This is a genomic window from Mucilaginibacter rubeus (genome assembly GCF_003286415.2).
GTDB classification, from domain to species: domain Bacteria; phylum Bacteroidota; class Bacteroidia; order Sphingobacteriales; family Sphingobacteriaceae; genus Mucilaginibacter; species Mucilaginibacter rubeus_A.
On the sequence record NZ_CP043450.1, the window covers coordinates 3,682,956 to 3,697,551 of the forward strand.

Annotated in this window: 11 protein-coding genes; 2 read left to right on the forward strand and 9 right to left on the reverse strand. The window is 42.4% G+C overall.

The window, feature by feature from the left end; all coding sequences use genetic code 11:
• Window positions 1–42: 42 nt before the first annotated feature.
• On the reverse strand, window positions 43–1,074 hold the full coding sequence (locus DEO27_RS14540) for a LacI family DNA-binding transcriptional regulator (RefSeq protein WP_223818253.1): 1,032 nt from the start codon (window positions 1,072–1,074) through the stop codon (window positions 43–45).
• Window positions 1,075–1,485: 411 nt separating this feature from the next.
• On the opposite strand from DEO27_RS14540, the gene DEO27_RS14545 reads away from it, so the two are divergent.
• Window positions 1,486–2,814 carry an APC family permease gene (locus DEO27_RS14545; RefSeq protein ID WP_112573730.1) on the forward strand — a complete coding sequence of 443 codons (1,329 nt, stop codon included), beginning with the start codon at window positions 1,486–1,488 and terminating at the stop codon, window positions 2,812–2,814.
• 2 nt (window positions 2,815–2,816) lie between these two features.
• A complete protein-coding gene (locus tag DEO27_RS14550) occupies window positions 2,817–3,974 on the forward strand; it encodes a trans-sulfuration enzyme family protein (protein WP_112573731.1) in 1,158 nt (385 codons plus the stop codon).
• 59 nt (window positions 3,975–4,033) lie between these two features.
• Here the strand turns inward: DEO27_RS14550 and DEO27_RS14555 are convergent, their stop codons facing one another.
• The 8 genes from DEO27_RS14555 to DEO27_RS14590 form a co-directional block, all read right to left on the reverse strand.
• Entirely contained in the window at window positions 4,034–4,636 is a 603-nt protein-coding gene (locus DEO27_RS14555; protein ID WP_112573732.1) for a hypothetical protein, read from the reverse strand.
• 150 nt (window positions 4,637–4,786) lie between these two features.
• Window positions 4,787–6,178 carry an outer membrane beta-barrel protein gene (locus DEO27_RS14560; RefSeq protein ID WP_112573733.1) on the reverse strand — a complete coding sequence of 464 codons (1,392 nt, stop codon included), beginning with the start codon at window positions 6,176–6,178 and terminating at the stop codon, window positions 4,787–4,789.
• Window positions 6,179–6,539: 361 nt separating this feature from the next.
• Window positions 6,540–7,880 (reverse strand): sigma-54-dependent transcriptional regulator, encoded by a 1,341-nt coding sequence (locus tag DEO27_RS14565; RefSeq protein WP_112573735.1) that lies wholly within the window; start codon window positions 7,878–7,880, stop codon window positions 6,540–6,542.
• Entirely contained in the window at window positions 7,855–9,027 is a 1,173-nt protein-coding gene (locus DEO27_RS14570; RefSeq protein WP_112573736.1) for a M20/M25/M40 family metallo-hydrolase, read from the reverse strand. The genes DEO27_RS14565 and DEO27_RS14570 overlap by 26 nt, the downstream gene beginning before the upstream one ends.
• A gap of 6 nt (window positions 9,028–9,033) precedes the next feature.
• Window positions 9,034–9,579: a GNAT family N-acetyltransferase gene (locus DEO27_RS14575; protein ID WP_112573737.1), complete on the reverse strand. Its 546-nt coding sequence runs from the start codon at window positions 9,577–9,579 to the stop codon at window positions 9,034–9,036.
• A 208-nt stretch (window positions 9,580–9,787) separates the two neighbouring features.
• Window positions 9,788–9,970, reverse strand: a complete 183-nt coding sequence (locus tag DEO27_RS14580) for a hypothetical protein (RefSeq protein ID WP_146750071.1) — start codon at window positions 9,968–9,970, stop codon at window positions 9,788–9,790.
• A 187-nt stretch (window positions 9,971–10,157) separates the two neighbouring features.
• On the reverse strand, window positions 10,158–12,107 hold the full coding sequence (locus DEO27_RS14585) for a sigma 54-interacting transcriptional regulator (protein WP_112573739.1): 1,950 nt from the start codon (window positions 12,105–12,107) through the stop codon (window positions 10,158–10,160).
• A gap of 4 nt (window positions 12,108–12,111) precedes the next feature.
• Entirely contained in the window at window positions 12,112–14,424 is a 2,313-nt protein-coding gene (locus DEO27_RS14590; protein WP_112573740.1) for a sensor histidine kinase, read from the reverse strand.
• Between the last annotated feature and the right edge of the window lie 172 nt (window positions 14,425–14,596).

Below are 14,596 nucleotides of genomic sequence, written 5' to 3' on the forward strand. Positions count from 1 at the left end.
AATGATTTTCGTAATATTTGTTTACCAATACTAAACTCCCTGTTATACAGAGACCTTAGCTAAGGTTGATCCCCGCTCAATCAATTTAGACGGAATCTGCAGATCTATTTTTGAAGCATCAAGCTTGTGCGTGTTGATTTGCGCCATCAAAATGTCAATTGCCGATTTAGCAATATCATAAGTAGGCTGCTGTATGGTAGTAATCCCCGGCGGATATAAGCTAAACACTTCATTATCATCAAAGCTGATTACCGCGATATCTTCAGGGATACGAAGCTTAAGATCCTTAATGGCCTGCAAGCCCATGGTACCCAGATAATTGGTGGTAAAAAAGATAGCATCCATCTGCTTTTGCTTTTCAATAAAGGCTTTTATGGCTTCCACCCCTTCATTCTTATCCATATCAAAAGGGATTTTCAAAAGCATTTTGCTGCTATCCTTCAACTTATTATCCTTTAAAGCCGCTTTATAGCCCAGGCTACGGTCATTAAGCTGGATCAGGCCCAGATCGGCCGTCACCATTCCTATATTTTTATAGCCTGATCTTACAAAGCAATCAACGGCGTTATAGGCACTTGCAAAATTATCAACCAGTACATGCGGGATGTTTGTTCCGGGGAAATATCCATCTATCAGTACTACCGGCTTTTCATTATCAACCAGGTTCTGGATATCTTTTTCCAAACCTTTCATTGGGGTAATAATATAACCATCAACCAGTTGCTGGCTTAGCATCCGGATCATATCCTTTCCCTTTTGCAGGTTATTGTTGGTGCTGCAATATATAATGCGGTATCCGCCTTTCTCGGCTTCTTCTTCTATCACCTTCGCCATCTCTCCAAAAAATGGGCCGCCAATGCTTTCTACTATTAACCCTATAACTTTGGAAACACCCGTACGCAGACCAACGGCCATACGATTAGGTTCATAACCGTTTTTTTGGGCTACATCCAATATTTTTTTGCTGATCTCTTTGCTAATACGGCCCTTTCCATTCAAAACAAATGAAACAGTGGTTATTGACGTATCGGTAAGTTTGGCTATATCCTTAATGGATATCTTTTTTTTCATCATCGTTTCTCAAATTCAGGTTTAAGGTTTAGAAAGCCCGCCACTTTAAATATTTGTCAATTTTATGCCTGATCTAAAGTCAGTTAAAAATCGGAGATCTTACTAAAAATCTCGCTTTACTCCATCTTTTCAATCAAAAAAGGCAATTTTATCCATCTAACTGCCAATATTTTAGCTATTCAATATAAACATTTAAAACCGGCTGGGTAAATATAGCTTATGACTTCCATTTTTAATCTTTTCAACAACAATTTGTTACAAAACAATGAAAACAAGCAATAATTGTCAGATACTATAGCTAAATATTTTTTAAAGAAGGAATTCAATAAAAGCTTTTACTATGCCCGGAGCTAACGAATTTATGCTACATTTAAATTTTGTGTTTCCCTTAATTAATTGGTATTTTAAAACTACATGAGCATAACGCCAAAACTCAACCGTTTTGATCTTTCAATGATTGTTGTGAGCCTTGTGATTGGCATGGGCATTTTCGCGGCGCCTGTCGAAGTGGCTAAAAACTCAAGCACTCCTCTTTTGTATTTCGGGGCCTGGCTACTTGGTGGTGCAGTGAGTTTATGTGGGGCACTTACCTTTGCCGAAATTGGTGCACGCTACCCTACTACCGGTGGTTTTTACAAGGTTTTTTCGTACTGCTTTCACCCCGCTTTTGCTTTTATGATCAATTGGGTACTGGTAATAAGCAACGCCGCGTCGGTGGCTGCCGTAGCACTTATAGGTGCAGAATATATTAATCCTGTTATTATGCCCCCAAGCCTTCAAAACGATACGGGCATCAAAATCATGACCATAACATCGGTGCTTATTTTGTACATCATCAATTACCTGGGTATTAAGATGAGTGCCCGTACCCAAAATATACTTACCCTTTTTAAAATATGCATGATCTTGATTTTGTGCGCCGCCGTGTTCAAAGGCAATATCCATACCGCCAAAGAAGTTATCGCATATCATAATAATAACAATATAAGTGCGTTCGGATTAAGTTTGGTGGCTGTATTTTTCACCTACGGCGGCTACCAGCAAACCATAAATTTTGGAGGCGATATTATAAACCCGAAAATCAATATCCCCAAGGCTATATTTTTTGGGATAGCCACCGTGATATCATTATATATGCTTATCAACTTTGCCTATTATTCTGTTCTGGGTATTAGCGGTCTTCAGCACAAAACCACGCTTGCGGCAACACTTGCCGGGGTTTTGTTTGGAGCAGCGGGCTATAAAATAGTGTCGCTACTGATGTTTGTTTCGGTGCTGGCTTTTGTTAATGTAAACATTATGGCCAACCCCCGTGTTTACTACGCCATGGCCGAAGACGGCATATTACCGGCACGCTTTAAACGTGTAAACAGCCAAACCCAGGTACAGGAATTTGGACTTACATTTTTCGTGGGCGCCGTACTCATCATCCTGTTTTTTGCCAGCTCGTTTCAAACCATCTTAAGCTACGTGATGTTTTTTGATACTGTCGGCCTTTCAACCGCGGCTATTACGATCTTCATTTTACGGCGCAAAACCAAACAGCTTAATAATACCGGTATATATGTTATGAAGTGGTACCCGGTTATACCTATCATATTTATTACCACATATTGGTTTGTTACCATCAGCATTTTTATTGAAAATCCGCAGGCTGCTTTGATATGCATCAGCGCATTTATAGCAGGCCTTATTATATACTATATCACAAAACGAAGCCAAAAACCTATTACTACACTTTAATTATGGATTTGTCATTTATTTTAAATGAACTTGGGGAGGAAAGAGAGAACTATTTTAACGCCGTTTCGCCGCCCATTATGCAATCAAGCAACTTCAGTTTTAAAGATGTTGCAGGGCTTAGGGAGGCTATGAATGATGAATTTGAAAGCAGCTTGTACTCAAGGGGACAAAACCCAACACTCAATATACTCAGAAAGAAACTTGCCGCGTTAGACGGAGCCGAAGACGCACTTTTGTTCAGCAGCGGTATCAGTGCCATTAGCATCCCGATCTTGTCCCTGCTGAAATCGGGCGATCATATTATTGCAGTGGATAACCTGTACAGCTGGACAATTAAACTTTTCAAAGACTTTTTACCCAAATTTGGTATCACCACAACATTTATTGACGGAACTGTTTTTGAAAATTTTGAACAAGCAGCAACTCCACAAACTCGTTTAATCTATCTCGAAAGTCCCAATACGTTTTGCTATGCGCTCCAGGATATCAAAAAAGTGACCAGCTTCGCAAAATCAAGAGGTATAATAACCATGATTGATAACAGCTATTGCAGTCCACTGTATCAACAGCCAATATCCATGGGCGTTGATTTGGTGGCGCAATCGGCAACAAAATATATTGGAGGGCACTCAGATGTGGTAGCCGGTGTGCTTACCGGCAGCAAGACTTTGTTAAAAAAGCTTTTTGAGCATGAATTCATGAATACAGGCCCGGCGCTATCGCCTCATTCGGCATGGCTGCTTTTGCGGGGCTTAAGGACCCTACCGCTTCGTTTGCAACGTAGCTTTGAAAGTACCCGCATCATTACAGAATGGCTTGCAAGCCACCCGGCAGTGCAGGAAGTGATCTGGCCGTTCAGTCCACAGTTTCAACAAGCCGATCTCGTAAATCAACAAATGCAGGGCTGTGGCGGTTTGTTTAGCCTGGTATTAAAAAACAGCACATTCAATAAAATTGAAACGTTTTGTAACAGCCTGCAGCATATCCTGCTGGCAGTTTCGTGGGGTGGCCACGAAAGCCTTGTTGTGCCGGCCATAGCATCATTTAAGAAAGAGGATTATTCAACCTATAACGGTCATCATCAATTAATACGGATGTATATTGGGCTCGAAGATCCGCACTATCTGATAGCAGATATCAAACAGGCTTTAGAACAATAAACAGCTCCCGGCCTCGCGCCGGGATTGCTGTTTGGTTTGAAAAATCAATAGTTAATTATTTATAAGGATGCGTGTTGAGTGCCTTTTGCATGTTGATGCTCAAAATACAGGTATTTGATTTGGTATTCCCGGTTTAAGCTATCATAAACCATCAAATCGGCATCACCACGAAAATAATTGCGGATGCTGTACCTGAAATCATTTTGCCCGGGAAAACTCCTGTACACGTTTGCTATGGTTAGGTTTAAAACCGGCGTTGTAGTATCAGTGCTGTAAAAATAAGTTTCGGTACGTGCATAGCCTTTACCTTGTGGCATTAGCTGTACATGGGCATAAAGCGGAAACCCTGCAGTATCAATCACCTCGTAAGCTTCGTTTTGATAAAGCCTGTAATCCCTGCCTTCATAGCGGTAACCAAATATTTCGTTTTTTGCTATCTTGATCTTTTTCCTGCCGGAAGTAACGCCGATGCGGCTACCACCTAAAAAATCGTTAAGTTTTAGCTTTTTTCCAGCTTCAGGCCCATAGCTCAATTTGCCTGATTTGTAATCCTGAACAGTTAAATAAATACCAGAATTGGCATCTGTATTTTGTGCCATAAGGCAATTTGCCTGTATACCGATCACCATCATGACGATGATCATTTTAATTGAATTTTTCATTTTGTTTACTATTTAATTCTTGAAATTAAGGGCATAAAAAAGCCGGGCGGCAAAACCCGGCCTCCAACCTTTACTAAACCTACCCTTACAATCCAAACGGGATAAGTTATCGCGGTTTTAAAGTACGTTTATATGATACGCCCACTGTGCCTAAAAGCGCACAAGCAAGGCTGCTATGAATCTCGTTTCAGAATTTACCAGATCGGGGGTAAAATTAGTTCCGGAAAGCGGTGTAGTATTATAGCCGTCAGGTGAGGTTACGCCACCGTGGCCTGCAAAATAAGGCACATCTGCATGGCGGTGTACCACTTCCATCCTGAAGGTGAGGTAATCGTTAGGCATCAAGTCTACAGTAGTTGAGTAATCGTAAGCATGAAACTTATCGCCAGGGTTAGCAGAGAACGGATGTGTACCAATTGCGCCGGTACCCACTGCCGGAATTGGGTTTGCATCACCTGTTGGATAAAGCACCAGGTAACGGCCCGGGTTATTCATTACACCACCGCCTATAGTCCAGCCTAAGTGACCGTTAGCCATCACCATACGGTTGTAAAACATGGCACTTGCAAAATATTGGGCAGGGCCTTTAACCGGGTCAGATTTAAAGCCGTTAACACCATCACCTTTCTCATCGCCAAGGTCGCCGGTTAAAGAGAAAGCCATGCTATTTACAAACGTATTTTTGTTTTTATAGTAACGTACCTCTACGCTGTTATCAGTATGGAAACGTTTACGGCCCGGTTTGTCCTGAGTATCGGCGCCGTAGTAGTTATTGGTTAATACCTGCAACCATTCTTTTGGACGCCAAAGTATCTGGCCGCCAATACCTGGCCTGCTGTTAAACATGCCATATGATTGCCAGCCGTTGATAAGCCAAGGCTCAATTTTCAGTTTATCCGATACAAAGATTTGTACACGTACGCCGTTAAAGAACCATGGTGTATTATCGCTGGTGAACGATGGCTGGTAAGCCCAGTTCTCGGCATTATAGTACGAGAACAAACCCACGTACGACATGAACAAGCCGGCATCTACGTTAATACCGTTAAGCACATTAAAATGGTAACCGGCGTTAGCCTCGCTCAGATAGCGGTAAGCTGTTGTGAGGTCGAACTGTCCGCGGGTAACGCTAAAATCATTACGGGGCACTACAGTAGCACGGGTGCCGAACTGTGTGAGTACACTGGCACGCACGTTGTCGTAGTGAAAATCGCCGCCAAAGGCTACGGTAGATATCTCGAACTCGTGATCACGGGCCAGAGCGGTTGAGCCAACTACGGTATGGTCTACCGGGTTATTGTTTGAAGCGGTATAGTTAAAATCAAGCAGGAAACGACCGGTGAAATATTTAGTATCTAACAAAGCTTTATGACGGCGGTCGTTACCGTTAAGCCAGGTAAAATCGCCAAAAGCAAACGGCTCGGGTTTGGTTTTTACGGTGTCTTTAACAATGGTGCTGTCTTGTAATGATGCAGCGTTTGCCTGGGCATAGGCTAAAAGAAGTGTAAGACCTAAAGCAATAAATAAGAGAAGTTTTTTCATTTTGAATATGATATTATTTGTTCGCGGCAAGAGCGGGTTGCAGTGTTTAATTTTTTTTGCCCCTACCTGCGTTAATTATGGCACGCCTGCCAATTGCTATACCAAAGCGGCCGCAATTTTTTTCGCCGATTTGATTATCAGCCTTTTAATTATTTTGTCTTTATTTTTTGATGAGCGGCATCTGAATGATCCTTTTCATTTTGAGAAGGTGGTTTTCTCATGGTGATTGGGAGGAAAAGGGATAATCACGGCGTCATGCTGAACTTGTTTCAGCACCCCACAGGATAGGTGGGCATTTTGCTTAGCGGGTGAGGTGTTGAAACAATTTCAACATGATCGTGATTTTATTTACTCATAAGTATCAGTTCATGATAATGTGATACTCTTCAATTTTGCGGTATAGGGTAGCTAAACCAATCCCCAATACCCGGGCCGCTTCCGATTTATTACCTTTTACATATTTCAGGATCCTGCGGATGTGATGGCGCTCCACGCTGTCAAGATCAAGCGCAACCAGGTCATAATATCCGCCGTTATGAAATTCATTGGGCAACAGTTTGGGAGTAAGCAGCGGTTCATCCATCAGGATAATAACTCGTTCAATTACATTTTTAAGCTCGCGGATGTTACCGTTCCATTTGTGCTGGTTGAGTAGCTTAAAGAAGTTTTCATCTACATCGGGTTGCTTTTTCTTTACTTTGGCCGAATAGAGTTTGATAAAATGCCTTGCGAGCACTTCTATATCCCCTATCCTATCCCTCAGGGGCGGCAACACGATAGAAAACCCGGACAGGCGATAAAACAGATCCAGCCTGAAATGCCCATCTTCCGATTCTTTTTGCAGATCGCGGTTGGTGGCCGCAATAAGCCGCACATTTACCTTTACAGTCCGCGTTTCCCCTATTTTTATGAAAGTACCGTTTTCAAGCACTCGTAACAGTTTGGCCTGCAGGTCATGGCTCATTTCGCCAAGCTCATCTAAAAAAATGGTTCCGCCGTTGGCTTCTTCAAACAGCCCTTTTTTATCTTTGATGGCTCCAGTAAAGGCACCTGCTTTGTATCCAAACAGTTCACTTTCCAATAACTCTTTACTAAAGGCGCTGCAGTTAACAGCAACAAAGGGCTTATCTTTACGCAGGCTTTCATAATGAATGGCTTCGGCAAATACTTCTTTACCTGTGCCTGTTTCACCCAAAAGCAAAACGGTGGCATCCGTCCGGGCTACTTTCCTCGCCAGTTCAACAGCTTCGAGTATTGCCGGCGATTGCCCCAGTACAATCGGAAAACCATGCAGGGTTTCAACCTCATTTTGCAGTTCGTTAATGTGATACTGAAGGTTGGCCTTATCAAGCGCTTTACTTACCAGCGGTATGATCTTATCATTATCATCACCTTTGGTTAAATAATCAAAAGCCCCGTTTTTGATAGCCAAAACCCCATCACTAATGGTGCCGAAAGCCGTAAGGTTAATGATTTCGATGTAGGGTTTTATTTGTTTGATGCGCTGCACCAACTCGACACCATTGGCATCAGGCAGTTTTACATCGCTCAAAACCACCCTTACATCCTCGCGCTCAATGAGGCGCAAACCTGCTTTGGCATTGGGGGCCTGAATCACGTGATAGCCCTCCAGTACCAGGATGCGGGCCATTAGTTCGCTGAGCTTTACCTCGTCATCAATTATTAATATGCTTGATTTCATTTTTGTATTTGTTTGGATTATTGATGAGCATCAGCGGCAGTGTTTCAAGCAGCCGTACATAAAGATTGATGCCCTTCTTGATCTCTTCGAGGTAAATAAATTCATCGGCCGAATGCGAACGGGCCGAGTCGCCAGGGCCGATCATTACCGAAGGGATAGATAGCCAGGCCTGGTCAGATGTGGTAGGTGAAATATAGGTTTTGCAGCCAACCGCAATCCCGGTTTTAACAATAGGATGTTCGGGAGATACCGACGATGCCCCCAGCGAACCAGGGCGAGGGTTCACCTGGCATGATACATTACGCCTGATGATATCAACTATCTCGTTTTGCGAAAAAGTATCATCATGCCTGATATCTACTGTAAACTCGCACCTGCCGGGCACAATATTATGCTGTGAACCGGCTTTGATGGTGGTAACCGTCATTTTTACCGGCGCAACTCCTTTCAACTGCTGCGGAAACTGGTACAGGCTAAACCATTCCAGATCTCTTAAACATTTATGTATGGCATTATCACCTTCCTCGCGCGCCGCATGACCGGGGCGACCCTTACTGATACAGTCAATAACCAGATTTCCTTTTTCAGCAATGGCCATTTGCAACAGGGTTGGCTCACCAACTATGGCCAGTTCGCAACCGCCCAATAACGGCAGTATTGATTTGATGCCGTTTTCGCCAGAGTTTTCTTCTTCCGCCGTAATAGCGAGGCACAAGTTAAAGCCAAGGCCATGGTAGCTATAAAAATGCAGGAAAGCAGCAATGAGCGATACCACGCAGCCTCCCGCATCATTGCTTCCGAGGCCATAAAGCTTCCCTTCACTTATTTCCGGGCAAAACGGATCTTTTGTGTACCCCTCGTTTGGCACAACCGTATCCATATGAGAGTTAAGCAATATTGTCGGTTTAGTTTCATCGTAGTATTTATTAAAGCACCAGATATTGTTTCCCTGCCGTTTTACCTTTACCGAATAACCCAGCAAATGCTGATATATAATATCCGCAACCGCATCCTCGTTCCCGCTGAACGATGAGGCTTTGATCATATGCTGCAACAACACAACAGATTCGCTGAAGAAATGCGGATTCAAAGGCAGCGTATGCCCTACCAAGGAGGTGACAGGCTGCTCATTCAATGTTTTTATCATAGGAGATTAGTTTAGTTGAGGATCGAATAACATGGCGGTACACAAGCAATTGCAACGGTTTTTACTTTGCAGTACATCGTAATTAACACAGCTTTTGCAGGCATCCCAAAAACGGGGTTCCTGAGCCACTTCACTGTAGGTTACCGGCTCAAAGCCAAGACGGGTATTCATTTTCATGATAGCCAGCCCGGAGGTAATACTGAATATTTTTGCCGTTGGATATTTATCGCGCGAAAGGTTAAAAATCCTGTTCTTAATTTCTGAGGCTACACCCTGGTTACGGTGCTGCGGCGAAACAATCAGACCGCTGTTTGATACAAATCGCCCATCATCCCAGGTTTCAATATAGGAGAAACCTACCCATTCGCCATTTTCGGTTACAGCGACTATGGCCTTACCCGTGTCGATCTTTTCTATTACTGAGGCAGCCGATCTTTTAGAAATACCCGAGCCTCTTGCTATAGCCGAGCTTTCCATTTCTTTGATGATCTGATCGGCGAACACTACGTCGGCCGGGATAGCAGGCCTCACAATAATTCGTTCATCTTCCATTTTATATGTTTATTTCAGTTATCAGCACGGATTTGTTGAATAACTGTACATACCCCAATGCCAAAAGAATGCCCGTTGTGGCACAGGCATGCCATTTATAGGTTTAGGCTGTGTAAATGAAGATTTTAGTTTCGGGAAAGAAGTGAGCGCATAAAAAAAGCCTATCAAAATGAAAGGCTTCTATTTTCAAAACAAGTTAATTTACCGTTTATTCAACCGGCTGAGGGTATTCCGGGCTCTTTTTAAAATGCTCCAGGTAACCGTTGGGATTAACAGCAAACCCGCTCATTTCAGTTTTTGGAGATACTTTTTTCTTTTTCGGGCCGGAGATTGAAACAATGATAACTGCTAATAAAGCGGTTATTTTAAGTATGATATAAAACGTTGCCATAGCTTTTAGCTTAATGATAAAAACCGGCAATAAACCAAACCTATGCCAAAGGGCTATAAAAGTGCTCAAAATGCGCTCAGCATATTAAAAACGCGTATCCCCGCAACTACTATCCTATCATTTTGGGAGATATAAATTATCAAAATGATAAAGCACTGAAAATGAATACACTTTTATTGATCGACATCTACTCCCATTTCTTAATACCCAGCTTTTGCATTTTTGAATGCAGTGTTGATGGCGGCAAACCTAATTTAGCCGCAGCCCCATCCTTACCACTTATTTTACCATTGCAGCGCCTCAATACATCTAAAATATGGTCGCGGGCATGTTCGTCTATCGTTTTCAGCCTGTCGGTTGCTACTTCGGCGTAGGCAGGGCTTTCCTTTTTCCCCTGAAGTTTGGGCAGGTAGGCATCTTTTATCAGCGGACCATCAGTCAGCAATATGCTGCGCTCAATAAAATGTTCAAGCTCCCGCACATTCCCCGGCCAATGGTAGTCAAGCAACTGGTTCATCACATTAGGAGATATGCCTGTTATTGCCTTACCGCTTTTTTGCGCATATCGCTCCAAAAAATGACTGGCCAATACAGGAATATCATCTTTGCGTTCTCTTAATGGAGGAATTATGATCGGGAATACAAACAACCTATAATACAAATCGAGCCGGAAACGACCTTCCTCAACCTCCTTTTCCAGGTTACGGTTAGTAGCAGCCACTATACGCACGTTAATCTTAACAGGGCCTTTACCACCGATGCGTTCAATCTCTTGTTCCTGCAAAACACGCAGTAGCTTAACCTGCAGTTCGGCCGGCATTTCACCTATTTCATCCAGGAAAATGGTTCCGCCATCGGCCAGTTCAAACTTGCCGGTACGCTTTTCAACTGCTCCTGTAAAAGCCCCCTTTTCATGCCCAAACAATTCCGATTCAATCAATGTAGCCGGCATAGAGGCACAATTTACCACTACCAAAGGCTTGTTTTTACGGGGAGACAGATAATGGATACTTTTTGCAATCCGTTCTTTACCAGTGCCGCTTTCGCCCAAAACCAATACCGATGTATCAAGCGGGGCAACTATGGCAATATGGTCAAGCACGGTAAGCATCTGGTGGCTTTTACCTATAATATCCTTAAAGCCGACTGCTTTATTTTTTTCGCTTAAGCTATTATCGGCCGGCTTATCAACCTTGTTTATTGATGGCTCAAGTGCATCAAACGGAATGATCTCTTCTATCGCCATTAACAACGACCGGTGCAGGCGATCCAGCAAAATCAAATGGTCATTATTATAACAATCTGTTTTGCGGCTGTAAAACGAAAAATGAATCACATTACCGCTTGAAGTAAGTAAAGGCAACCCTAAAAACGATTGCATATTAAAAACCTGGGCAATAACTTTTTTTAAAGGGAACTGCGGCCAGATCTTAACAAAATTAGCGGCATTGTAAAAGTCGGCCTTGGTGATCAGCGGACTATCGCCCTGCATTTGCTGCAGTTGTGCCCTGTTAATTTTTGTGATGTTTAAGAACTCGTCTGTGCCAATTACCTGGTACTCATCAAAGCCAGTGCGTAAAAATGAGAGCGCATTATCAGGAAAACCGCTACCGTTTTTCATGGTAATGGTTAAATAGTCAAAGGGCATATGCGGCTGAATGCTCATGGCTATTTTTAGCAGCTTTTGCTTCCAGTTTATTGTTTCGGCAACAATGTTTTTGAATACCTGCTCTAATGCCTGTTCCTGGCGTAATTTTGATTCAATGCTGTTTTGATGCCTGTAAAAAGCAACATCAAGGGTTATCAGTAATTCTTTTTCGCGAAACGGTTTTACCAAAAAGCCGTAAGGCTGTGTTGCCTTTGCCCGCTCCAAAATACTCTCCTGAAAATTGGCCGACAGGTATACAAAAGCGATATTTTTTGATGTTAGGATTTTGGCCAGGTCAATACCATTTAGGTTGCCCTTTAAAAATATATCAAGCAATACCATTTCGGGCTTTTGCTCTTCAATGATCTCCAGTGCTTCAGGTACAGAATCGGCAATGCCACAAACTTTATAACCGGCGCGGGTTAATATTAATTTCAGGTCGTATGCTACAAGCGATTCGTCCTCGACTATTAATATTTTCTTATTCATATTATTAATTAGCTACAAAAGTTTTTCGTTCAATATTGCTCAACTGCTTCTCTGCCCTAAACTCAACGGTAATCAGGGCGCCATCACAATTTTCCATCTTAAAATAACCGCCCAACTGCTTACTTAACGCCTTCATCATTTCCATCCCCAACGAGCTGGCTTTCTGTATATCAAAATCAGCCGGCAAGCCTATTCCGTTATCAGCTATGGTGAGTACAATGGTCTCTTCTGCAAGCTGTAAGGCAATCCTGATTTCACCACGCTGTGAAGGGAAGGCGTATTTGATAGCGTTTGTTATGGCTTCATTTAGTATCAGGCCCACAGGTACCGCCTGCGCCACATCAAGTTTTACAGGTTGAACCATTTGATCAAAACGAATTCCTTTATCGCCCGGGTTATAACAGTCGGCCAGGTAGCTGATCAACTCATTAATATAAACCGACATATCGATGTATGACACATCCGAGTTGCTGTAAAGCTTTTGATGGATCAGCGCTATGGCCTGCACCCGGTTCTGGCTTTCGCGAATAGCAGCAAGCGCAGCGTTATTTTTTAAAAATGCCGATTGGGTGTTCAGCAGGCTCATTACAATTTGCAGGTTGTTTTTTACCCGGTGATGCACTTCCTTCAGCAGCCAGTCTTTTTCATCTAACAGGTTATCTTTTTCACCGAGCAGCTTTTGCAGCGATAAGTTCTGATTGTTGATCTCGGTTTGCTTTAATTGTAGTTGCAGGTTGCTCCTCTGTTTATGCCTGTATCCGCTAAATGCCAGGCCGGCAATAATAATAAGCATGGCCACACCACCGAAGGTAATGTTACGCTGCGTGTTTACCTTTTGAAGTTCATCGCGCTGGCTCTTGTTCTTAATTTCGAGGTATTTAATTGATTGCTTGTTCTCCTTGGTTTTATTGGTGATCTCAAGCTCTTCTATCTGTTTATTTTTAATGGCATTAAACAGCGAGTCGTCAAGGCGTTTGTGGATCTCGAAATGCTTTATGGCTGATACATAATTACCAGAAGCCGAATCTACCCGGAACTGCATACGATGGATCTTGGTAAGGGTGATGGGCCTTATTTTATTTGACGGCAATGAGAGAATCTGCTTGGTATAGACACCCGCTTTTTTAAACTGTTGGGTAAGCAGGTAAAAGCCGGCCATGGTTTCGTTATAATGAACAAAATCGGTCACCATTTGCTCGTTGGTGGTATAAAAGTCTTTACTAAAATTAGTGATCTTATATACCTCCATCATTTTCAGATAATACAGTTCTGCCTTGGGGTAATCCTTCAGGGCAACATAGATATTGCCAAATGCCTCGTACATATCTACCTTTTGTGCCAGTATTTTTGGCGGCACATCAATTACAGCCTGTTTTAAATACGCCAAGGCTTCCTTAGGCCTGTTAGCCGTAATAAAGTCGTATCTAATCAGACTCAGATAGCCGTAAAAATCCTCGTACTGCTTTCTTTTCTTTAGGATGTCGGCCGATTTAATAATGTAAATAAGGCTTTGATCATACTTGTTAAGATCGGCGTATACCAGCGCAAGCTTGGCATAATAAAAATCGGCCAAGGCAGTGTCGGCTGTGGCATTCATGCTTTTTATTACCTCATGCCGGTACAACAGTTCGTTGTGCAAATCAACCTTTTGCTTGCTTAACTCGGCAAGGGAGTGATAGGTATAATGAAGCTTCTTGTATCCTATCGCTTTGTATTGGGCCAATACTTTAAGCAATTCCGTTTCGGCCAGATCAAGCTTTTTCTGATTAAGATGAATATCCGCTATGTTTTTGCTCATATCGGCCTCATCCTGTTTGTGGCCGGTTTCCTGAAATAAAGTCCGTGCCTGTTCATAACTGTTAATTTTATCCGGGACGGCAAGCGCATTATCTATAGACAGGTCATCACCTAAACGGGCCCAGGTTTTGCCCTCATTATATTTATCGTCCACTTTACGATAATAGTTAACAACCTCCATAAAAATGGATTTGCCTTGTTTCAGGTCACCTTGCTTTAAATATGCCGCCCCTTTAAGCATCATGGCTTCATTAAGCCACTTTGCCGAATGAATGGCAACACTCATTTGTATGGCTTTATTAAAAGCAGTGATCCCGCTATCCAATACTTCTTTGTGCTCGCCAATTTTATTGAGATAATAGCTGCCCAATTGTATTTGCAGCTTAATGGTATTGGTGTCGGATTTATTTTTTTGATTATCGAGGTTTAGCTTAATGGTAGCAATGTCCATCTTTTTTTGTCCCAAAGCTGTTGAGCCAAAAAACATGACAATAAAACATATTGCTACATATTTAAACATACACCACGTATTTTATTGTACTATAGACAATTAAAAGTTATACCATAACAAAATCACCTCCTGTGAAAGCCACGGAATTACAATAGGCGATGATTTGCTAATTTATTCAATATAATGCAAACCGCACCATTAAGTTGAAAGCTAAATTTTCGTTAATACAGGAATATCAATG

What these genes read in the sequence shown, in the direction of transcription:
- DEO27_RS14570 (WP_112573736.1), bottom strand. Translation starts at nt 9,027, where the DNA reads ATGATAAAAACATTGAATGAGCAGCCTGTCACCTCCTTGGTAGGGCAT.
- DEO27_RS14545 (WP_112573730.1), top strand. Translation starts at nt 1,486, where the DNA reads ATGAGCATAACGCCAAAACTCAACCGTTTTGATCTTTCAATGATTGTT.
- DEO27_RS14585 (WP_112573739.1), bottom strand. Translation starts at nt 12,107, where the DNA reads ATGAATAAGAAAATATTAATAGTCGAGGACGAATCGCTTGTAGCATAC.
- DEO27_RS14580 (WP_146750071.1), bottom strand. Translation starts at nt 9,970, where the DNA reads ATGGCAACGTTTTATATCATACTTAAAATAACCGCTTTATTAGCAGTT.
- DEO27_RS14575 (WP_112573737.1), bottom strand. Translation starts at nt 9,579, where the DNA reads ATGGAAGATGAACGAATTATTGTGAGGCCTGCTATCCCGGCCGACGTA.
- DEO27_RS14565 (WP_112573735.1), bottom strand. Translation starts at nt 7,880, where the DNA reads ATGAAATCAAGCATATTAATAATTGATGACGAGGTAAAGCTCAGCGAA.
- DEO27_RS14555 (WP_112573732.1), bottom strand. Translation starts at nt 4,636, where the DNA reads ATGAAAAATTCAATTAAAATGATCATCGTCATGATGGTGATCGGTATA.
- DEO27_RS14550 (WP_112573731.1), top strand. Translation starts at nt 2,817, where the DNA reads ATGGATTTGTCATTTATTTTAAATGAACTTGGGGAGGAAAGAGAGAAC.
- DEO27_RS14590 (WP_112573740.1), bottom strand. Translation starts at nt 14,424, where the DNA reads ATGTTTAAATATGTAGCAATATGTTTTATTGTCATGTTTTTTGGCTCA.
- DEO27_RS14540 (WP_223818253.1), bottom strand. Translation starts at nt 1,074, where the DNA reads ATGATGAAAAAAAAGATATCCATTAAGGATATAGCCAAACTTACCGAT.
- DEO27_RS14560 (WP_112573733.1), bottom strand. Translation starts at nt 6,178, where the DNA reads ATGAAAAAACTTCTCTTATTTATTGCTTTAGGTCTTACACTTCTTTTA.